Source organism: Streptomyces sp. NPDC048254 (assembly GCF_043201895.1).
GTDB lineage: Bacteria > Actinomycetota > Actinomycetes > Streptomycetales > Streptomycetaceae > Streptomyces.
In genome coordinates, this window is the sequence record NZ_JBICZJ010000001.1 from 369,263 (window position 1) to 388,152 (window position 18,890).

General features: G+C 71.5%; 21 protein-coding genes. 11 read left to right on the plus strand and 10 right to left on the minus strand.

What is annotated here, in order from left to right; translation table 11 throughout:
- Positions 1-236: 236 nt before the first annotated feature.
- Both ACGFZQ_RS01675 and ACGFZQ_RS01680 read left to right on the plus strand, forming a co-directional pair.
- Entirely contained in the window at positions 237-590 is a 354-nt protein-coding gene (locus tag ACGFZQ_RS01675) for a hypothetical protein (RefSeq protein ID WP_393838690.1), read from the plus strand.
- Positions 591-721: 131 nt separating this feature from the next.
- Complete coding sequence (locus ACGFZQ_RS01680; RefSeq protein WP_393838691.1) at positions 722-1,966, plus strand: FAD-dependent monooxygenase; 1,245 nt, start codon at positions 722-724, stop codon at positions 1,964-1,966.
- A 104-nt stretch (positions 1,967-2,070) separates the two neighbouring features.
- Here ACGFZQ_RS01680 and ACGFZQ_RS01685 read toward each other — a convergent pair whose 3' ends face one another.
- The gene (locus tag ACGFZQ_RS01685; protein ID WP_351735005.1) at positions 2,071-3,117 is read right to left on the minus strand and encodes a LacI family DNA-binding transcriptional regulator; all 1,047 of its coding nucleotides are present in this window, start codon (positions 3,115-3,117) and stop codon (positions 2,071-2,073) included.
- Between the two features lie 227 nt (positions 3,118-3,344).
- Here ACGFZQ_RS01685 and ACGFZQ_RS01690 point away from each other — a divergent pair, with 227 nt between their 5' ends.
- From ACGFZQ_RS01690 to ACGFZQ_RS01710, 5 genes are all read left to right on the plus strand, one after another.
- Complete coding sequence (locus ACGFZQ_RS01690) at positions 3,345-4,502, plus strand: Gfo/Idh/MocA family protein (RefSeq protein WP_393838692.1); 1,158 nt, start codon at positions 3,345-3,347, stop codon at positions 4,500-4,502.
- Positions 4,499-5,650, plus strand: coding sequence for a dihydrodipicolinate synthase family protein (locus ACGFZQ_RS01695; protein ID WP_393838693.1), 1,152 nt, complete (start codon positions 4,499-4,501; stop codon positions 5,648-5,650). Before ACGFZQ_RS01690 ends, ACGFZQ_RS01695 begins: the two co-directional genes overlap by 4 nt.
- Before the next feature lie 32 nt (positions 5,651-5,682).
- Positions 5,683-6,480: a sugar phosphate isomerase/epimerase family protein gene (locus ACGFZQ_RS01700; protein WP_393839222.1), complete on the plus strand. Its 798-nt coding sequence runs from the start codon at positions 5,683-5,685 to the stop codon at positions 6,478-6,480.
- 79 nt (positions 6,481-6,559) lie between these two features.
- Positions 6,560-6,841, plus strand: a complete 282-nt coding sequence (locus tag ACGFZQ_RS01705) for an Arc family DNA-binding protein (RefSeq protein ID WP_393838694.1) — start codon at positions 6,560-6,562, stop codon at positions 6,839-6,841.
- The gene (locus ACGFZQ_RS01710) at positions 6,838-7,230 is read left to right on the plus strand and encodes a hypothetical protein (protein WP_393838695.1); all 393 of its coding nucleotides are present in this window, start codon (positions 6,838-6,840) and stop codon (positions 7,228-7,230) included. The genes ACGFZQ_RS01705 and ACGFZQ_RS01710 overlap by 4 nt, the downstream gene beginning before the upstream one ends.
- 33 nt (positions 7,231-7,263) lie before the next feature.
- Here ACGFZQ_RS01710 and ACGFZQ_RS01715 read toward each other — a convergent pair whose 3' ends face one another.
- Together ACGFZQ_RS01715 and ACGFZQ_RS01720 are read right to left on the minus strand one after the other, a co-directional pair.
- Positions 7,264-7,473 carry a DUF397 domain-containing protein gene (locus ACGFZQ_RS01715; RefSeq protein ID WP_393838696.1) on the minus strand — a complete coding sequence of 70 codons (210 nt, stop codon included), beginning with the start codon at positions 7,471-7,473 and terminating at the stop codon, positions 7,264-7,266.
- Positions 7,460-8,284 (minus strand): helix-turn-helix domain-containing protein, encoded by an 825-nt coding sequence (locus tag ACGFZQ_RS01720; protein WP_393838697.1) that lies wholly within the window; start codon positions 8,282-8,284, stop codon positions 7,460-7,462. The genes ACGFZQ_RS01715 and ACGFZQ_RS01720 overlap by 14 nt, the downstream gene beginning before the upstream one ends.
- A 128-nt stretch (positions 8,285-8,412) precedes the next feature.
- On the opposite strand from ACGFZQ_RS01720, the gene ACGFZQ_RS01725 reads away from it, so the two are divergent.
- The 4 genes from ACGFZQ_RS01725 to ACGFZQ_RS01740 all read left to right on the plus strand — a co-directional run bounded on the left by ACGFZQ_RS01725 (position 8,413) and on the right by ACGFZQ_RS01740 (position 10,964).
- Entirely contained in the window at positions 8,413-8,637 is a 225-nt protein-coding gene (locus tag ACGFZQ_RS01725) for a hypothetical protein (protein WP_393838698.1), read from the plus strand.
- Positions 8,634-8,906, plus strand: coding sequence for a hypothetical protein (locus ACGFZQ_RS01730; protein ID WP_393838699.1), 273 nt, complete (start codon positions 8,634-8,636; stop codon positions 8,904-8,906). Before ACGFZQ_RS01725 ends, ACGFZQ_RS01730 begins: the two co-directional genes overlap by 4 nt.
- A 303-nt stretch (positions 8,907-9,209) precedes the next feature.
- Positions 9,210-9,566: a hypothetical protein gene (locus ACGFZQ_RS01735; protein ID WP_393838700.1), complete on the plus strand. Its 357-nt coding sequence runs from the start codon at positions 9,210-9,212 to the stop codon at positions 9,564-9,566.
- A 414-nt stretch (positions 9,567-9,980) separates the two neighbouring features.
- Complete coding sequence (locus tag ACGFZQ_RS01740) at positions 9,981-10,964, plus strand: ArsR family transcriptional regulator (protein ID WP_393838701.1); 984 nt, start codon at positions 9,981-9,983, stop codon at positions 10,962-10,964.
- On the opposite strand, the gene ACGFZQ_RS01745 is transcribed toward ACGFZQ_RS01740, so the two are convergent.
- The 7 genes from ACGFZQ_RS01745 to ACGFZQ_RS01775 all read right to left on the minus strand — a co-directional run bounded on the left by ACGFZQ_RS01745 (position 10,953) and on the right by ACGFZQ_RS01775 (position 18,643).
- Positions 10,953-11,939: a hypothetical protein gene (locus ACGFZQ_RS01745; protein ID WP_393838702.1), complete on the minus strand. Its 987-nt coding sequence runs from the start codon at positions 11,937-11,939 to the stop codon at positions 10,953-10,955. The two genes, ACGFZQ_RS01740 and ACGFZQ_RS01745, sit on opposite strands and share 12 nt — an antisense overlap.
- A gap of 39 nt (positions 11,940-11,978) precedes the next feature.
- Positions 11,979-12,497 (minus strand): peptidase inhibitor family I36 protein, encoded by a 519-nt coding sequence (locus ACGFZQ_RS01750; RefSeq protein ID WP_351735021.1) that lies wholly within the window; start codon positions 12,495-12,497, stop codon positions 11,979-11,981.
- Positions 12,498-12,647: 150 nt separating this feature from the next.
- Positions 12,648-13,037, minus strand: a complete 390-nt coding sequence (gene rbsD / locus ACGFZQ_RS01755; RefSeq protein ID WP_351735023.1) for a D-ribose pyranase — start codon at positions 13,035-13,037, stop codon at positions 12,648-12,650.
- The gene (locus ACGFZQ_RS01760; protein WP_393838703.1) at positions 13,034-13,936 is read right to left on the minus strand and encodes a ribokinase; all 903 of its coding nucleotides are present in this window, start codon (positions 13,934-13,936) and stop codon (positions 13,034-13,036) included. Before ACGFZQ_RS01760 ends, rbsD begins: the two co-directional genes overlap by 4 nt.
- A gap of 168 nt (positions 13,937-14,104) precedes the next feature.
- On the minus strand, positions 14,105-16,051 hold the full coding sequence (locus ACGFZQ_RS01765) for a substrate-binding domain-containing protein (protein WP_393838704.1): 1,947 nt from the start codon (positions 16,049-16,051) through the stop codon (positions 14,105-14,107).
- On the minus strand, positions 16,041-17,567 hold the full coding sequence (locus ACGFZQ_RS01770; protein WP_393838705.1) for a sugar ABC transporter ATP-binding protein: 1,527 nt from the start codon (positions 17,565-17,567) through the stop codon (positions 16,041-16,043). The genes ACGFZQ_RS01765 and ACGFZQ_RS01770 overlap by 11 nt, the downstream gene beginning before the upstream one ends.
- Positions 17,564-18,643 carry a LacI family DNA-binding transcriptional regulator gene (locus tag ACGFZQ_RS01775; RefSeq protein ID WP_393838706.1) on the minus strand — a complete coding sequence of 360 codons (1,080 nt, stop codon included), beginning with the start codon at positions 18,641-18,643 and terminating at the stop codon, positions 17,564-17,566. The genes ACGFZQ_RS01770 and ACGFZQ_RS01775 overlap by 4 nt, the downstream gene beginning before the upstream one ends.
- Positions 18,644-18,890 lie beyond the last annotated feature (247 nt).

Sequence of the window (18,890 nt, forward strand, 5' to 3'; positions counted from 1 at the left end):
TGGGTTCGGTCCTGCTTTTGACTTCGTCGCGCCAGCGCCGTAGGTTTATACACGAACGTCACTAATGTCCGTTTCTACCTGGGACGTGACGTGGTCCGCCGGAGAGCCCGTGCGGTGCGGAGAACCGGCATCAAGGGCGGCGGACGCGCTCAGAGCTGCGCGCAGGCTCTGGAGTGCACGCAGGGCGGCCCCGAAGGGCCGTCGTAACATCACCACACCCTCGGAGAGGGGCGATCATGCGCGCGCACACCACACGTATGAAGAGGGTCGCCATTGCTGCGATCTCGGCACCCATCCTGGCGCTTGCCGCGGGAGCCGGAGTCGCAAGCGCGGCCACCCACGCGGCGCCTGACCACGTTGTCTCCTACCAGGACAACGGCGGCGGTGGCGGAGGCCACGGCGGCGGCGGTCACGGTGGCGGCGGCGGTCACGGCGGCGGTGGCGGAGGCCACGGCGGCGGTGGCTGGGGCGGCGGCGGTCACGGCGGCGGCGGCTGGGGCGGCGGCGGCTGGGGCGGAGGCCACGGCGGCTGGGGCGGCTGGGGCGACGGCTGGGGCGGCGGCGGCTGGGGCGGCGGCGGCTGGGACTGAACCGAGCCACAGTGATTGACGCTCCCTGACAACAAAGGGTGGGTCCGGGTGTCCGGTCTTCGGGCACCCGGACCCATGCATCAAAACCCCTGCGGGCCCACGGGCCCGGCGGCCGTGGAGGCGGTGACCGGATGAGGATCGTCTGTGTGGGCGGAGGCCCGGCCGGGCTGTACTTCTCGATCTCGGCGAAGCTGCGGGACGCCGGGCACGAGATCATCGTTCTGGAGGCGGACCCGCCCGAGGCCACCTACGGCTGGGGTGTCGTCTACTGGAGCGATCTGCTGGACATCCTGCACCGCAACGACCCCGAGAGCGCCCGGGCGGTGAGCGCCGGCTCCGTGCTCTGGCAGCAGCAGGACATCCGCGTGCACGGCAAGCGGTACGACGGCACCGCGCACTTCGGCGGCTACGGCTACAGCATGGGCCGCGCGGCCCTCCTCGGCGTCCTGGCCCGGCGCGCACGCTCCCTCGGCGTGGACGTACGGCACGAGCGCCTCGCCGACCCAGCCGACCTGCCCGACGCCGACCTGGTCCTGGCCGTCGACGGCGCGGGCAGCCGGATCCGGCAGAGCCGCGCCGAGCAGTTCGGCCCGCACATGGAGACCGGCCGCAATCCCTACATCTGGCTCGGTACCGACCGGCAGTTCGACAGCTTCGTGTTCGCCTTCGAGGAGACCGACGCCGGCTGGATCTGGTTCCACGCCTATCCGTCGTTCAAGGGGGTCAGCACCTGCATCGTGGAGTGCTCCCCCGAGACCTGGCAGGGCCTCGGCCTCGACGCGCTCGACGAGGACGACGCCGTACCCCTGCTGGAGAAGATCTTCCACCGCGCCCTGGACGGCCACTCCCTGATCAGCAGATCACGCGGTGCGCCGGCGAAGTGGCAGCGGTTCACGCACATCACCAACAGGACCTGGGTCGACGGCAGCGACGGCCGGCCCGTCGTGCTGGCCGGCGACTCCGCGCACACCACCCACTTCACGCTGGGCTCCGGCACCCGGCTGGCGATGATCGACGCGATCGTGCTGTCCGAAGCCCTCAAGGGCTTCCCGGATCCGCGGGTCGCGCTGCGCGAGTACGACAAGCGGCGCCGCGCGGAACTGCACGCCGTCCAGGCGGCGGCGCGCACCAGCATGGCCTGGTTCGAGCAGCTGGACGACTACCTGGACCGCGGCCCGGTCGACTTCGCCTACGCGATGGCGGTCCGGCAGGGCCGGCAGTCCCCCTGGCGCTACCAGACCCACCTCGCCATGCAGCTGAAACCGGTCCGGCAGGCCCGGCGGGCCTACGACACGGGGAACCGCTGGTATCGGGACCGGAAGAGGGGCGAGGCGCCGCTGCCGCTGCTGGGGCGGTCCCTGCGGGGCGACCGCTGAGAGCGGGGGTGCGGGAGGAGTCTGCGGAACCGTTCCTGCTGGGCGGGCGCCGCACGATCCGTCCGCTCGGGCCCGCCGCCGGCCGCCTCGGGCCCACCGCCGACTCAGCCCCGCGGCACCCCCGAGGATCCCCGGACCATCAGCTCCCCCCGGACCGTCGCGATGCCCCCCGGCGGGGGCTCCTCGCGGCCCATGGCGATGCGGCCGGCCCGGGCGCCCGCCTCGGCCAGCGGCAGCCGTACCGTCGTCAGCGACGGCACCGCGTCGATACTGAACGGCAGGTCGTCGAAGCCGGCCACCGACACGTCCGCCGGGATCCGCAGCCCCGACTCCCGCAGCGCCGCGCACGCGCCCAGCGCCACCGAGTCGTTCGCGGCCACCACCGCCGTCAGCGACGGGTCGCGGCGCAGCAGTTCGAGCGTCGCCTCGTACCCCGCCCGCCGGTCGTAGCGCCCGTGCACGGTCCAGCGCGGGTCCTCCTCGATCCCGGCCGCGGTCAGCGCCTCCCGGTGGCCCTCCAGGCGGTGCCGGGTGGTCGTCCGCTCCTCCGGGCCCGCGATGTAGCCCAGCCGCCGGTGGCCGAGCCCGATGAGGTGCTCGGTCAGCTGCCGGCCGCCGCCGCGGTTGTCGAAGGTCAGGGCCACCGCGTCGGTCTCCGGCGCCGGCGGCCGCCCGCACAACACCACCCGCGTCCCCGCGTCCGCCAGCTTGCGCAGTTTCGACGCCACCGCCGCCGCGTGCGGCGCGTTCTCCATCGCGCCGCCGGTCAGGATCACCGCCGCCGCCCGCTGCCGTTGCAGCAGGGTCAGGTAGGTCAGTTCCCGCTCCGGTGACCCCCCGGTGTTGCAGACCACCGCCAGTCGCTCGCCGCCGGCGCGCCCGCCCGGGCCGCCGATCTCCGCCTGGATCGCGCTCGCCATGATCCCGAAGAACGGGTCGGCGATGTCGTTGACGAGGATGCCGACCAGGTCGGAGGTGGCCGCCGCGAGCGCGCTCGCCGGCCCGTTGAGGACGTAGTCCAGCTCGTCCACCGCCCGCAGCACCCGCTCCCGAGTGGACGCCGCCACCGGGTAGTTGCCGTTCAGTACGCGCGACACCGTCGCGGGCGAGACCTGGGCGCGGGCCGCCACGTCCGCCAGGGTCACCGTCATGTCGTCGTCCTCCGGTCGCGCGTCTCTTCGTACGCCGTCGTACACAGCCTGATCAAAGGAAGCCCCCTTGCCGTGCAGACCATAAGGCCATTCACTCCTGTTGTTCGCCCCCTCGAACAACTCGACCCCATCACGGTCTTGTACAGACCAGTGGTCAAAGGCTAGCTTCAGACCATATAGAAAGCGCTTGCTGCGTTACTGAGACGCATGCGGACGAAGGGAAACACGTGACACGCAAGACGGTGCGTATCGCCATGAACGGCGTGACCGGGCGCATGGGCTACCGCCAGCACCTCGTCCGCTCGATCCTCGCGCTGCGCGAACAGGGCGGTCTCGACCTCGGTGACGGCACCGTGCTGTGGCCGGAACCGATCCTCGTCGGGCGCCGGGAGTACGCGCTCCGCGACATCGCCGACCGGCACGGCCTGTCCGAGGAGCACATCTCCACCGACCTGGACTCCGTGCTCGCCGACCCGACCGTGGACATCTACTTCGACGCCCAGGTCACCTCCGCCCGCGAGGAGGCCCTCCGGCAGGCCATCGCCGCCGGAAAGCACATCTACACCGAGAAGCCGACCGCGACCGGCCTGGAGGGCGCCCTGGAGCTGGCCCGGCTGGCGGACGCGAAGGGCATCAAGCACGGCGTCGTCCAGGACAAGATCTTCCTGCCCGGCCTGCTGAAGCTGAAGCGGCTCATCGACGGCGGCTTCTTCGGCCGGATCCTGTCGGTCCGCGGCGAGTTCGGCTACTGGGTCTTCGAGGGCGACTGGCAGGCCGCGCAGCGCCCGTCCTGGAACTACCGCGCGGAGGACGGCGGCGGCATCGTCGTCGACATGTTCCCGCACTGGGAGTACGTGCTGCACGAGCTGTTCGGCCGGGTGAAGTCCGTCCAGGCCATCGCCACCACCCACATCCCGCAGCGCTGGGACGAGAACGGCAAGCCCTACGACGCCACCGCCGACGACGCCGCCTACGGCATCTTCGAACTCGACGGCGGCGCCATCGCCCAGATCAACTCCTCCTGGGCGGTCCGCGTCAACCGCGACGAACTGGTCGAGTTCCAGGTCGACGGCACCGAGGGCTCGGCGGTCGCCGGGCTGCGCAACTGCCGCGCCCAGCACCGCAGCGCGACCCCCAAGCCGGTGTGGAACCCGGACATCCCGGCCACCGAGGTCTTCCGTGACCAGTGGCAGGAGGTCCCGGACAACGGCGAGTTCGACAACGGCTTCAAGGCCCAGTGGGAGCTCTTCCTCAAGCACGTCTACGCCGACGCCCCCTACCACTGGGACCTGCTGGCCGGCGCCCGCGGTGTACAGCTCGCCGAGCTGGGCCTGCGGTCCTCGGCCGAGGGCCGCCGCATCGACGTACCGGAGATCGCGCTGTGACCATCCAGCTCCCGGGCGCCGGCGGGGCGCTGCGGACCTACGAGCCGCGCACCGAGCCGCTCGCCGTCACCCCCGGCACCCCCTTCACCTCCCGTACGGTCTTCTCGGCGGCCCACGTCGTCGCCGACCCGTTCGCCGACGTCTCCCCGGACTCGCCCGCCGCCGTCGACTGGGACGCCACCCTCGCCTTCCGCCGCCACCTGTGGTCGCACGGCCTGGGCGTCGCCGAGGCGATGGACACCGCCCAGCGCGGCATGGGCCTGGACTGGGCGGGCGCGGCCGAGCTGATCCGCCGCAGCGCCGCCGAGGCGAAGGCGGTCGGCGGCCGCATCGCCTGCGGGGTCGGCACCGACCAGATCACCGGCGGCACGCTCGCGGAGATCCGGGCCGCCTACGAGGAGCAGCTGGCGCTCGTCGAGGAGTCGGGCGCCCAGGCCATCCTGATGGCCTCCCGGGCGCTCGCGGCGGCCGCCACCGGCCCGGAGGACTACCTCGACGTCTACGGCCACCTCCTGCGCCAGGCCGCCGAGCCGGTGGTCCTGCACTGGCTGGGCCCGATGTTCGACCCGGCGCTGGCGGGCTACTGGGGCTCGGCCGACCTGGACGCGGCCACCGACACCTTCCTGGAGGTCATCGCCGCCCACCCCGACAAGGTCGACGGCATCAAGGTGTCGCTCCTGGAGGCTCAGCGGGAGATCGACATCCGGCGGCGGCTGCCGCAGGGCGTCCGCTGCTACACCGGCGACGACTTCAACTACCCCGAGCTGATCGCCGGCGACGAGCAGGGTTTCAGCCACGCCCTGCTCGGCATCTTCGACCCGCTGGGACCGCTGGCGGCACAGGCGGTACGGATCCTGGACACGGGCGACACGGCGGGCTTCCGCGCGCTGCTCGACCCGACCGTGGAACTCTCCCGCCACCTCTTCCAGACCCCCACCCGCTTCTACAAGACGGGCGTGGTGTTCCTGGCCTGGCTCTCCGGCCACCAGGCACACTTCACCATGGTCGGCGGCCTGCAGTCGGCCCGTTCCCTGCCGCACTTCGCCCGCGCCTACGAACTCGCCGACGGACTGGGCCTGTTCCCCGACCCGAAGCTCGCCGAGGACCGGATGAAGACCCTCCTCGCCCTGTACGGAGTGACCCGGTGACCGGCGACCTGTCCCGCTTCTCGATCAACCAGATGACGGTGAAGCAGCTTTCACTGCCCGAACTGGCCGACGCCTGCCTGGAACTGGGCGTGCCCGCCGTCGGCCTGTGGCGGGAACCGGTGCAGTCCTACGGAGTGGAGGCGACCGCCAAGCTGGTCCGCGAGGCGGGCCTGACCGTCACCACCCTGTGCCGGGGCGGCTTCCTCACCGCGATCGACCCCGAGGCGCGGGCGGCGGCCCTCGCCGACAACCGGCGGGCGGTCGAGGAGGCGGCGGTCCTCGGCACCGACACCCTCGTGCTGGTCTCCGGCGGCCTGCCGGCGGGCTCCCGGGACCTGCACGGCGCACGGGAGCGGATCGCGGACGCGCTCGCCGAACTCGGCCCGTACGCCGAACAGCACGGCGTCCGGCTGGCCATCGAGCCGCTGCACCCGATGTACGCCTCCGACCGCTGCGTGGTCTCCACCCTCGCCCAGGCCCTGGACCTCGCGGAACGCTTCCCCGCCCACCAGGTCGGCGTCACCGTGGACACGTACCACATCTGGTGGGACGACCAGGCGCCCGCGGGGATCGCCCGGGCCGGCGCGGGCGGCCGTATCCACACCTTCCAACTCGCCGACTGGACCACCCCGTTGCCCGAGGGCGTCCTCAACGGCCGCGGCCAGATCGGGGACGGCGCGATCGACATGCGGGAGTGGAAGGGGTACGTGGAGGCGGCCGGTTACACCGGGGCCATCGAGGTCGAGCTGTTCAACGACGGGTTGTGGGCGCGGGACGGCCGCGAGGTGCTCGCGGAGACGGCGAACCGTTTCCTGACCCACACGGCGTAGTCCAGCGAGGCGGCCGAAGAAGCGAACCTGCTCTCCGGCCGCCGCCGCACGTCACGTATACGTGGCGTATACTCAACGTATGCCCGACGTCATGATCCGTGTGCCCGCCGAAGTCCGTGACCAGCTGGCCGCCGTGGCCGAGGCGCGAGGCACCAGCCTCCGTGCCCTCATGCAGGACATAGCTGCTCAGACGCTGACCCCCGAGCAGATCAGGGAACGGGCCGACCGCACGCGCGCGCTGCTCGCCGAGCGTTTCGGGCACTACGTTTCGGACGAGGAGTCCGCCGAGATGCGGCGCAGGATGCGGGAGGCCGCCGCCGCACACCGTGCCGCCTCAGCCGAGACGGAGCCGAACCCTTGAGCTGGACCGAGCACTACGTCCTCGACACCCCCACCCTCCTGGTGATGGGAGGCGACAAACAGGTCTCCGGCCTGATCCATGCCGCTGCCGCCAGTGACGACCTGCGTCTGTGGGTGCCTGTCCTGTGTCTCCTGGAGGCCGAGCGCCAACGTGCCGGGATCGTCGATCACGTGGGCGTGCTGGTGGGCGTACTCCACCTCGTCGACGACGACTACTCCATGGCGGTCACCATCGCCGAACTGCGACGCGCGGGCGTCGACTTCGGTGTCTCCGCCGCCGTGCACACCGCGCGCCCGAACCAGGCGCTCCCCATGGGCGGCCTGATCGCCTCCGTGGCACCGGAGCCGTACGAAGGACTCGGCGTCGGGGTCATGGACCTGAACCGCTGAGGGCCGTCCGACGGGAGCCACGTTCCGGGGTCGTCAGCTACTGAGACGCCCGTCCCGCACGGCCCCTACGAACGCGGCCCAGCCGTCGGACGAGAAGACCAGCGCCGGGCCGGTGGTCCCGGCCTTGCTGTCACGGACGGGGACGACGGTGTGGCCACGGGCTACTTCGAGACATTCGCCCTGGCTGCCACCGCTGTAGCTGGACTTGTACCACCCGGTGGCGGTGTGCTCACTGCTGGCCATGTGCGTGTTCCTCCGCTGCCGCTCTGGCGAGGGCAAGTGACTCCTGCTGCGACAACGCGTCGCTCAGCGCTAGAGCGTAGGCGGTCTGAGAAGCGCTCACCAGGGCCGGATCATCCATCAAGTTCCCGGTCAGCAAACCCTCGACGTATGCCACCGGGGCGGAGTCCTCGAAGCTCATCAGCGTGAGCAGACTCTCCATGAGCGCATGCGCGCCGACGCCGTACGGAATTACGTGCAGGCGCACCCTTCCGCTCTCGGCCAAGTCCGCAATCTTGTGGATCTGCTCGGCCATGACCTGCGGGCCGCCGACGCGGCGTCGTAGCACGGACTCGTCGAGCAGGGTCCAGACGACGGGCTTCAGCGGCCCGTCGAGAATCCGGGCCCGCCGTGTTCGAATGACAACGGCTTCGTCAAGTTCCTCCGCGGTGTGGTTCGACCGGTACGCGCGGAACAGGGCGCGCGCGTAACCCTCGGTCTGAAAGACACCTGGCACCAGGGAGAGAGCGAACTGCTGAATCAGCGAGGCCTGTTGCTCCAGCTCGGCCACGGCCGCGAAGTAGTCGTTGTACTTCGAGTCCAGATCCTCCAGCCACCGTTCGAAGAACCCGTCCGTCTTCAGGGCCCGGTCGATCCGGCGCGCGTCATCCGGCTTCGGCAGCCGCCTCCCCGCCTCGAAGTGACTGATCAGCGTGGGCGAGCACACGACCAACTCGCCCAGTCCCTCCTGGGTCAGAGCGGCCGCAACGCGCCGCAGCCTCAGCTCCTCTCCGTACTTCTCCCGTTGCGTCCGAGGCTTCTGGCGCTCGCTCATGCGGCCAACTCCCGTCCTGACAAAGGCTCTGTCAAGTCCCCGCCCCTAGAAGCTTAGCCACCCCCGACCCCACTCTGTGAGGGAATCGCGACACAGCGAAGTCACCGCAGGTGAGAAGGCAGGTTGGCATGACGTATCTCCTGGCCCGGCTGGTCGAGCCGTTGCTCCGGATCTTCCTGCCCGCTCGCGGGCGACGACGCCGTAGGCCGGTCGTACCGCTCGCGTGTGCGTATCCGTACTCGTGCCCGTACGTCGGCGGCCCGACGACGTACCGCAGGGGCGAAGCCCCCTTGCGTGGCGAGGACAGCCCGCTGGTCCGTCCCTACCTCGACCACGTGGAGACCTACGCATGAACGGGCGCCTGCTTCCCTGGACCGGCGCGGACGGCAAACCCGGTTATCTCGTGGGCGACGGGACCGGATACGTCTCCCGGCTCGCCGACCAGATCGAGAGCACGCACCTCGGCATGGCGGACGACCTGCTCGACCACGCCGCCGAACTGCTCGCCGAGCAGCGGGCGACCGCTGAAGAACTCCGTTACCTCGCGCGGCGGCTGAGCGAATCGCTGAGGGACGTCAAGCGTGTCGCGGAGAGCAGGGGCGCACGGTTGCCGCGTGGTTGACCCTCGACCTTGTACAGGGTCCGAGTGCCGGGTGTGGAGAACGGCATGCGCGGCATCGTAGCCCTCATGTCGTGGCTGCCGACCGGTGCCGAACGGCGGTCGCACAGGTCTTTTTTATATTCCCTGTTCAGTGCGAACGGCCGCCTGTGTTTGCTGTGTTTAACCTGTCAGTTCGGGTTTTTTGTATTCTGTGGGAACCGTGTCCTGCCTGGTCGTGTCTATAGGGTTTGAGTCGGCCGCAAGGGTGAGCAAAGGGCTCGGAATTGCGGTTGGAAAAGGCAATTGATAACCAAGGAGTTCCCTGTGAACATACGTATCGCCACCGTCGCCGCGGCCTCCGCCGCACTCGTCGCGGCCGGTGCCACCGCCGCCGTCGCCGCCCCCGCCCCGGCTCCCGCCCTCACCATCAAGGCGAGCGCCACCAGCATCAGGCTGGGCGACGTCGTCACCTTCTCCGGCAAGGCCACCGGCCTCAAGGCGGGCAGCAAGGTGACCCTCCAGGTCAAGGACGGCAGGAAGTGGGTCTCGCTGCCCGCGACCACGAAGGTGAACAAGGGCGCCTACAAGGTGGGCGACAAGTTCGAGAAGAAGGGCGTCGAGGTCCTGCGCGTCAAGGACGGCGGCACGGTCTCCAAGAACGTGTCCGTCACGGTCCGCTGAATTCGGTTTCCCCTGACCGGCGCCCCTGAGATCCTGCCCCACCCCGTCCGATCCGGGGTGGGGCAGGTGTCGTTGGGGCGCGTCCGCCGAATCCCGCGGATTCTATGGGCCACCTGTCCTCGCGGCTGCCTCGGTCCGGGGAAGAAAATCTTGGAACGGCGTACAACCCTTCCCCCACCCTGCCGGTCGTACTTGCTGTCAGGACTTTCGGAGGGGGATCCGGGGGGATCGCGGGGGTTCTGATACGGAGGGGAAAGCCGAGGGGGTTCGGTCGACGGACCGGGCCCCCTCGAAGCATGTCCCGGTCCACCCGTGCACGGTGCCGTCGCGGCCGGTTCCTGTGTTGTTCGTGAGTGCCGCGTGCCCCAGGCTGCTCCTGAGCGGGACGACTGTTCGACTCGGGGGGCGGTTCTCGTGCTGCGTATTCACTTCACGCCTCAGGATCTGGCCCGCGTCCGGGTGGCGAGCGCCCCCGACCCGCTCTGGGAGATCGCCTGCAGCCTGCACCGATTACAGACCTCGCGAGGCCGCTGGGCGTACGCCGACTGGTACCGCGAGACCCGGACCACCCTCGCCGGCACCCAACTCGGCGCGGCCGTACGACGGCTCCTGGTCCCGGTGCTGCCCCGGGCCCGCTACCTGCCCGACTTCCTCACCCCGATCGAGGCCGCCGACGGCCTGGACCGCGGGCTCGCGGCGATCGTCGACACCCCGCCCGACCGGGTCGCCCACGAAATACAGACGCTGGACCGGATCGCCGGCGCCCCCGACTGGGCGCCCCGGCTGGTGGAGCGCGGGGCCCGCGAGGACCTGGCCGGACTCCTGCGCGCCTACCACGAAGCGGTCGTCGCGCCGCATGAGAACCGTATTCTCGCCACGATCGCCGCGGAACGCGCCCTGCGCGGCCGGGACGCCCTCGCGGCCGGGGTCGACGGACTGCTCGCCGGCCTGTCACCCGCCATCCGCTGGCACCCGCCGGTCCTGCACGTCGACTACGTCGAGGACCGCGACCTGCGTCTGGCGGGCCGCGGACTGCGCCTGGTCCCCTCCTACTTCTGCTGGCAGTCGCCGGTCTCGATGGCCGACGACACCCTCCAGCCGCTGCTGGTCTACCCCGTGCACGGCCTCCGGGCGCCCGCCCCCGAACGCCCGCCCGACGTCTCGCTCGCCGCGCTGCTCGGCCGCACCCGCGCGGCCGCGCTGCGGTCCCTCGCGCTGGGCGCGACCACCTCCGAACTGGCCGGGGTCCTGGGCGTGTCGGTACCCGCGGCCTCCCGCCACACCACCGTGCTGCGCGACGCCGGCCTGGTCTTCAGCCACCGCCACCACAACACGGTGCTGCACACCCTCACCCCGCTGGGCGCCGCGCTGCTCAGACCGCCGATGTCACCCCGGTGAGGCCTGGGCGTCCTGGCCGAGCAGGGCCGCCGCCCGGGTCAGGGCCTGCTGCCGGTGCTGCCAGACCTCTTCCAGGCGGGCCCGGGTGCGCGCGGGCTGGTCGCGCAGGAACGCGTCGCGCTGTGCGTCGCCCGTGCGGCGCAGGCCGCTCGCGGCGTCGCAGCGCTGATCGGCCGCTGCGGCGGCGCGCTGCTCGCGCGCCAGTTTCGCGGCGCTCGCTCCCCTGACGGCCTCGGCCCGCAGCGACTGGATCAGCGCGGCGGGGGTCTTCGCGGCCCGGCCGGTGTCGGCCATGCAGCGCTGCCACCGCTTCAGGGCCCTCTGGTAGGCGGGGGCGGTGGCCAGGTACCGCTCCAGGAGCTGGTCGACGTCCTGCGGTACGAGGGTGTCCTCAAGGGCGGCCCGTACGGTGCCGTACAGTCCGGCCCGCGCCCGGGCCAGGCAGCCGCCCGTGGTGTAGGTCCCGCTCGACCCGCTGGGCAGGGTCAGCGCCGCCACCTGGTCGGCGGGGCCGTCGAGGGCGGCTGTGTAATGGGTCTGCGCGGCGGCGGACAGGGAGCGGACGTACCGGTCCTGGGCCGTGGGGCCGTTGTTCATCCGGCCGAGCGCTGTGGAGACGCCGTAGCCGGGGGTCGAGCGGGAACCGATGGACTCGGCCGTGGTCGCCCCGGCGGGCGGCAGCGGGCCCGCGCTCGTGACCAGGTAGCGCAGTCCCCGGTCGCGCATGCAGCGCTGGGTGAGGATCTGCAGGGCGCCGAAGAGCTGCCAGCGTTGGCGCAGGGTGTCGGCGTCCGAGGTGAGGACGGCGGCGGCGTGACCGGACTCCCGCGCCGCCGGCGCCGCCTCGGTGGATGCGGCCGTGCTCGGTCCGGTGCACGCGGTCGCGGCGGCACAGACCAGGCTCACGGCCAGGATCAGCAGGGGCAGCAGGCGGGACGGTGCGCGCCCGGTACGGCGGCGCGAGAGCTCTGTCATGGGTGATCGCCCGTCATCCAGTGGCCGGAGAGGGCCCGGTCAGCAGATGGATGTCCAGTAGTTGCTGCTGATCGAGTCGTTGAAGCTGGTCGAGGTGCCGGGCCAGACGAGGTTGGCGAAGTTGCTGTTGGACCAGTCCTTGGGCAGGCAGGCGGAGGATCCGGTGTATCCCGTGCCGTTCCACACCTCGACGCCCAGGCCGCTGCTGCCGTGGTTGTACCCGGACGAGGCGCAGTTGTTCCACGTGCCGCTGGCGCAGGTGGAGTGGCTGTAGTCGCTCCAGTCGTCGTTCGCGCCGGAGAACTTGCCCGGCCCGTCGCCGTAGTTCAGGTTGACCCAGAAACAGAAGTAGGTGCTCGGGCAGTCCCCGATGGCCTGCGGGGAGACCGCGGCGGAGGCGGCCGCCCCCTGTACCGCCTGCGGGGCGGCCGCGGCCGGCTTGGCGGCGGAGACGGCGGAGTGTCCGTCGGCGGCGGCCGCGCTGCCGGGAAGGGTGAGGCCGATGAAGGCGGCCAGGGCGGTGGCGGCGAGCGCCGCGGCTAAACGGAAGGATCTCATGTGAATTCCCTCTTTCTGGAGCTTTCTGGGGCTGTTCGTCCGTGATGAGCGATATTGCCAACCGGGGCGCGGGCTGGCCACGACGTTTCACGGGGATGGAAAGTCCCAGGTGCGGAGCGGGAACCCGGTCCTCCGCACGCACTTCGAGCCCTAGAAGAACACCCCGCACCGCAGCAGCACGTTCGCGTACGGCCGGGCCTCGCCCGTGCGGACCACCAGGTGGGCGCCCCACGACAGCTCCTTCAGCCGCTCGTGCGGGACCAGGGCCAGGCCGGGAAAGTGCCCGTCCAGCAGCTTGGCGGCGGCCGGATTGGCCTCGCGTACCTCCGTCGCCGCCGTCGCGCCCTCCACGACCAGCTCCGCCAGCAGCCCCTCCAGCACCTCCGCGAAGGACGGCACCCCGGCCCGGAAGGCGAGGTCCACGACCCGCGGCCCCTGCGGGATCGGCATCCCGGCATCGCAGACCAGCACCCCGTGCCCGTGCCCCAACTCCGCGAGCGCGCCCGAGAGATGACGGTTGAGGATCCCCGCCTTCTTCACAGCGCCTCGACCTCCGCCGCCGTCGGGTACGAGTCCTGCGCGCCCCGCTTCGTCACCGCCGCCGCCCCGACCCGGGCCGCGAACCCGGCCGCCTCCGTCAGCGAGGCGCCCGCTCCGAGCCGTACCGCCAGGGCCGCCGTGAACGCGTCCCCGGCGCCCGTGGTGTCGACCGCGTCCACCTTCACGGACGGGACGGTCCCGACCCCGTGCGCGTCGGCGACCAGCGCGCCCTCCGCGCCCAGCGTCACCACCACCGACTTGGGGCCCTTGGCGAGCAGGAGCCGTGCCCAGTCGGCCGGTTCCTCGCTCACGCACGCCTCGCCGAGGAGCACCTTCGCCTCGTGCTCGTTCACGATCAGCGGGTCGCAGGCCGCGAGGACCTCGCCCGGAAGGGGCCGCGGCGGGGACGGGTTGAGCACGAACCGGCTGCCGGGAGCCAGGTTCCGTATCACCTCCACCACCGTCTCCAGCGGGACCTCCAGCTGCGCGGAGACCACCGGGGAAGTGTGGAAGAGGCTGACCGCGGCCCGTACGTCCGCCGGTGCGAGCCGCCCGTTCGCGCCCGGCGAGACCACGATGCTGTTGTCGCCGGAGGGGTCCACGGTGATCAGCGCGACGCCCGTCGGTGCCCCGCCCACCAGCACGCCCACCGTGTCCACCCCGGCCGCCCGCTGCGAGTCGAGCAGCAGCCTGCCGTGCGCGTCGTCGCCGACCCGGGCCAGCAGGGCGGTGCGGGCGCCGAGCCGGGCGGCCGCGACCGCCTGGTTGGCGCCCTTGCCGCCGGGGTGCGTGGCGAGGTCGCCGCCGAGCACGGTCTCACCGGCGGCCGGCCGCCGCTCGACCCCGATCACCAGGTCGGCGTTGGCCGATCCCACGACCAGGAGGTCGTAGTCGTACATGAAGTGACTCCCTAAGAGAACGAGTTGAGGCGGGGGGGGGGGGGGGGCGCCGCCCCCCGGGGGGGGGGGGGGCGCCGCCCCCCCCCCCCCCCCCCCCCCCCCCCCCCCGCCGCCCCCCCCCCCCCCCCCCCCCCCCCCCCCCCCCCCCCCCCCCGCCTCCTTCCTACCTCAGCCCGTGAACCCGGCCACGTTCTCCTTCGTGACCACCTTCACCGGCACCTTGATCGTCGACTCGACCTTCTTGTCCTGGACGGCCTTGAGCGCGTTGTCCACGGCGATCTTCCCGAGCTGGGAGGGCTGCTGGGCGACCGACGCGTACAGCGTGCCGTTCTTGACCGCGGTCAGGCCGTCCGGGGTGCCGTCGAAGCCGACCACGGACACCGACGTGCCGGCCTTGGAGCCCAGCGCCTTGATCGCGCCGAGGGCCATCTCGTCGTTGGCGGCGATGACGCCCTGGACGTCGGGGTGGGCCTGGAGCAGGTTCGACATCACGTCGAGGCCCTTGGTGCGGTCGAAGTCGGCCGGCTGCTGGGCCACCACCTGGATCCCGGGGTAGGCCTTGAGGCCGTTCGCGAAGCCCTGCGCCCGTTCGCGGGCGGCGGAGGTGCCGGCCTGGCCCTGGAGGATCACGATCTTGCCGTGGCCGCCGAGCCTGTCGCCGATCGTCTTGGCGGCCAGCTCGCCGCCGGCGACGTTGTCGGAGGCGACCAGCGCGTCGGTCCTGGCGTTGTTGACACCCCGGTCGACGGCGATGACCGGGATGCCGGCCTTGTCGGCGGACTTCACGGAGTTGCTCGCCGCGTCCGAGTCCACCGGGTTGACGATGATCGCGCCCAGTCCCGAACTGGTGAAGTTCTGCAGCTGGTTGGCCTGCTGGGAGGCGTCGTTCTGGGCGTCCGTGACGGTCAGGTCCACGCCCAGCTTCTTCGCCTCGGCCTGGGCGCCGGACCGGATCTGCACGAAGAACGGGTTGTTCAGGGTGGACAGGGACAGGCCCATCTTCGGGTTGGTCGACGAGGAGCCGGTGTGCAGCAGCGAGGTCGCGGCGACGAGTCCGACGGTGACCACGGCCGCGAGCGCGTACGTCCCCGCCTGCTTGCCCTTGTTGCCCCCGGTCCCGGCGGCCACCGGGGTCGCCCCGGCCTTGCGGCGCACGGTGTCGAGGAGCACGGCGAGCGCGATGACGACACCGATCACGACCTGCTGCCAGAACGCGGAGACGTTCAGCAGGTTGAGGCCGTTGCGCAGCACCGCGAGGATCAGCGCGCCGATCAGCGTGCCGGACGCCTTGCCGGTGCCGCCGGCCAGGGAGGCGCCGCCGATCACGACCGCGGCGATGGCGTCCAGTTCGTAGCCGTTGGCGGCCTGCGGCTGCGCCGAGGAGAGCCGGGCGGCCAGCACGATGCCGGCGACGGCCGCGAACAGTCCGGACAGCGCGTAGATGGCGAGCTTCTGCTTGTTCACCCGCAGCCCGGAGAGCCGGGCGGCCTCCTCGTTGCCGCCGATCGCGTACATCGAGCGTCCGATGTACGTCCGGCCGAGCACGAAGGCCGCGATCAGCCCCATGAGGACCATGACGAGGACCGGCACCGGCAGCCAGCCGCCGAGCGTGTCACCGAGGTGCGAGACCGAGTCGGGGAAGGCGATGGGGGAGCCGTCGGAGATCACCAGCGAGAGACCGCGGGCCACCGACAGCATGGCCAGGGTGGCGATGAACGGCGGCAGCTTGCCGTACGCGATGAGGAAGCCGTTGACGAGTCCGGCGGCGATGCCGGTGGCGACGGCCAGCAGCACGGCCAGGAACACCGGCACCCCGTGCGAGGTGGCGCTCCACGCCAGCATGGTGGCCGACAGCGCCGCCACCGAGCCGACCGACAGGTCGATGCCCGCCGCGACGATCACGAAGGTCGCGCCGAAGGCGAGGATGGCCGTCACGGCCGCCTGGACGCCGACGTTCAGCAGGTTGTCGGTGGTGAGGAAGTCCCCCGACAGCGCCGACATGGCGATGACGAGGACGATCAGCGCGGTGAGCGCCCCGTTGTCGAGGAGCAGCCGGCGCAGGCCGGAGACGCCACCGGCGCCCGCGTTCCCGCTCTTGAGGGTGTCAGTGGCCACGTCCGGCCTCCTTGTCGGTTGTGGTGGTGGGGGTGCTGACCGCGAGTGCCATCACGGAGTCCTGGGTGGCCTGGTCGGCGGAGAGTTCGCCCGCGATCCGGCCCTGGGCCATCACCAGCACCCGGTCGCTCATCCCGAGGACCTCGGGCAGATCGCTGGAGATCATCAGTACGGCGGCTCCGGCGGCCGTCAGCTCGTTGATCAGCTGGTAGATCTCGACCTTGGCGCCGACGTCGATACCGCGCGTCGGCTCGTCGAGGATCAGCACCTTGGTGTCGGCGAGGAGCCACTTGCCGATGACGACCTTCTGCTGGTTGCCGCCGGAGAGCGTGCGCACGTGCTGACCGAGCCCGGCCATCCGCACGCCCAGCTGCCCGGCGATCCGCTCGGCGGCGACATGCTGCGCCTTGAGGTCGACGATCCCGGCTCGGGTCGCCCGGCGCAGGGTCACCAGGCCGAGGTTCTCCTCGACGGAGGCGTCGAGCACCAGCCCCTGCCCCTTGCGGTCCTCGGGGACGAGCCCGATCCCGGCGGCCATCGCCGCGTTGACGTCGTGCCGCTTCAGCGCCGTACCGGAGACCTGCACGGCCCCCTTGTCGTACGGATCGGCCCCGAACACGGCCCGCACGACCTCGGTACGGCCGGCCCCCACGAGCCCCGCGATGCCGACCACCTCACCGGCGTGCACCTGGAAGCTCACATCGTGGAAGACGCCGTCCCGGGTCAGCCCGTCCACGGACAGCAGCGCGGCACCGGTCTCGGCCCGCTCGCGCGGGTACTGCTGCTCGATGGACCGCCCGACCATGAGCCGTACCAGCTCGTCCTGCGGGGTGTCGGCGGCCACCTGCCCGACCGACTTCCCGTCCCGGATGACGGTCACCCGGTCGCCGATCGCGGCGATCTCCTCCAGGTGATGGGTGATGAAGACGATCCCGACCCCGTCCTCGCGCAGCTGCCGCACGATCGCGAAGAGCTTGTCCACCTCCTCCGAGGTGAGCACGGCGGTCGGCTCGTCCATGATGAGCACGCGCGCGTCCAGGCTGAGCGCCTTGGCGATCTCGACCATCTGGAGGCGGGCGATGCCGAGATCACGCACCCGCGCACGCGGCGACACGTGCACGCCGACCCGCTTCAGCAGGACCTCGGCGTCGGCCTCCATCCGCTTCCGGTCGATCATCCCGAGGCGGCGCGGCTGCCGGCCCAGGAAGATGTTCTCGGCGACCGTGAGATCGGGTACGAGGTTGAACTCCTGGTAGATGGTGGCGATCCCGAGGCGCTCGGAGTCCTGCGCACCATGGATGCGCACCTCCTCGCCACCGGCCAGGATCCGCCCCCCGTCGGGCGTGTAGGCGCCGGAGAGCATCTTGATGAGGGTGCTCTTGCCGGCGCCGTTCTCACCGAGGAGTACGTGCACCTCGCCCCGGCGCAGATCGAAGTCGACGCCGTCGAGCGCGACCACTCCGGGGAAGGACTTCCGTATGCCCTCGATGCGAAGCAACTCGTCCGGGTTGCTCACGATGTGCTCCTTTGCACAGGGGTCTGGTTCGCGCCACGGTTCGTGTCGCGGTTCCCGTCGCGATTCGCGTCCGGGTTCGCGTCCGGGTTCGCGCCGCACGAGCGGCGCACGACGAGCCGGGCGGGGAGGGTGACGGACTGCGGAGGCCGCCCCTCGATACGGTCGATCAGCGCGCGTACGGCGGCACGCCCCAGCTCACCGGTCGGCTGGGCGATCGCCGTGACCGGCGGATCGGTGTGCACGAACCACCGGATGTCGTCGAACGCGGCGAGCGCGATGTCGTCCGGCACCCGCAGGCCACGCGCGCGTACGGCGTCGAGCGCGCCGAGCGCCATCAGGTTGTCGGCGGCGAAGACGACCTCGGGCGGCTCGGGCAGGTCGAGGAAGCCCTCGGTGACCCGCCGCCCGCTCTCGGCCTGGAAGTCGCCCTGACCTATGTAGGCGTCGGGGAGCGGAACGCCGTACTCGGCGAGCGCCTCCCGGAACGCCTGCACACGCTCACTGCCGGTGGTGGTGGCCGCGGGGCCCGCGATGATCGCGAGCCGCCGGTGCCCCAATCCGTGCAGATGCGCGACGAGATCCCGGATGGCGGCCTGTCCGTCCGCCCGCACCACGGGCACGTCGACGCCGGGGATCCACCGGTCGACGAAGACCATCGGCGTCCCGCCGCGCGCCGCCTCCAGCATCAGCGGCGAGCCGCCGTCGGTGGGGGAGACGAGCAGCCCGTCGATACGGCGGTCGAGCAGCGTCCGCACGTGGTGATCCTGCAGCTCGGGCCGTTCGTCGGCGTTGCCGATGATCACGCTGTAGCCGTGCGCGCGGGCCTCTTCCTCGACCGAGCGGGCCAGCTCCGTGAAGTACGGGTTGAGTACGTCGCTGATGACCAGGCCGAGGGTGCGGGTCTGGTCGGTGCGCAGGGAACGGGCGACGGCGTTAGGGCGGTAGCCCAGCGCCTCGACGGCGGCCAGCACGCGGGTACGGGCGTCGGCGCTGACCGACGGATGGTCGTTCAGGACACGGGACACCGTGGCGACGGAAACACCCGCCGCGGCGGCCACGTCCTTGATACTCGCCATCGCCGCTCCACCTCCTCGTGGAACTCGTGGAATCGATTACAGGCACTGCGTACCGAGGATTGGAATCGATTACATGGCGGCTGGGCAAGAGGTGCGGGATGGCCGAAACCGAATCGTGACCCTACGGGACTCGGTGCGGGAGGGCGCAGGTCCGTCGTCGGTTGCGGGAGCGTCGCGGCTGGTCGCGCAGTTCCCCGCGCCCCTTCGGGACGCTGCGGTGAAGCGCCCTGCAAGGGGCGCGGGGAAC

Coding starts and splice junctions, on each gene's coding strand:
- ACGFZQ_RS01675 (WP_393838690.1), top strand. CDS start 237: ATGCGCGCGCACACCACACGTATGAAGAGGGTCGCCATTGCTGCGATC.
- ACGFZQ_RS01680 (WP_393838691.1), top strand. CDS start 722: ATGAGGATCGTCTGTGTGGGCGGAGGCCCGGCCGGGCTGTACTTCTCG.
- ACGFZQ_RS01685 (WP_351735005.1), bottom strand. CDS start 3,117: ATGACGGTGACCCTGGCGGACGTGGCGGCCCGCGCCCAGGTCTCGCCC.
- ACGFZQ_RS01700 (WP_393839222.1), top strand. CDS start 5,683: ATGACGGTGAAGCAGCTTTCACTGCCCGAACTGGCCGACGCCTGCCTG.
- ACGFZQ_RS01705 (WP_393838694.1), top strand. CDS start 6,560: ATGCCCGACGTCATGATCCGTGTGCCCGCCGAAGTCCGTGACCAGCTG.
- ACGFZQ_RS01715 (WP_393838696.1), bottom strand. CDS start 7,473: ATGGCCAGCAGTGAGCACACCGCCACCGGGTGGTACAAGTCCAGCTAC.
- ACGFZQ_RS01720 (WP_393838697.1), bottom strand. CDS start 8,284: ATGAGCGAGCGCCAGAAGCCTCGGACGCAACGGGAGAAGTACGGAGAG.
- ACGFZQ_RS01725 (WP_393838698.1), top strand. CDS start 8,413: ATGACGTATCTCCTGGCCCGGCTGGTCGAGCCGTTGCTCCGGATCTTC.
- ACGFZQ_RS01730 (WP_393838699.1), top strand. CDS start 8,634: ATGAACGGGCGCCTGCTTCCCTGGACCGGCGCGGACGGCAAACCCGGT.
- ACGFZQ_RS01745 (WP_393838702.1), bottom strand. CDS start 11,939: ATGACAGAGCTCTCGCGCCGCCGTACCGGGCGCGCACCGTCCCGCCTG.
- ACGFZQ_RS01750 (WP_351735021.1), bottom strand. CDS start 12,497: ATGAGATCCTTCCGTTTAGCCGCGGCGCTCGCCGCCACCGCCCTGGCC.
- ACGFZQ_RS01760 (WP_393838703.1), bottom strand. CDS start 13,936: ATGTACGACTACGACCTCCTGGTCGTGGGATCGGCCAACGCCGACCTG.
- ACGFZQ_RS01775 (WP_393838706.1), bottom strand. CDS start 18,643: ATGGCGAGTATCAAGGACGTGGCCGCCGCGGCGGGTGTTTCCGTCGCC.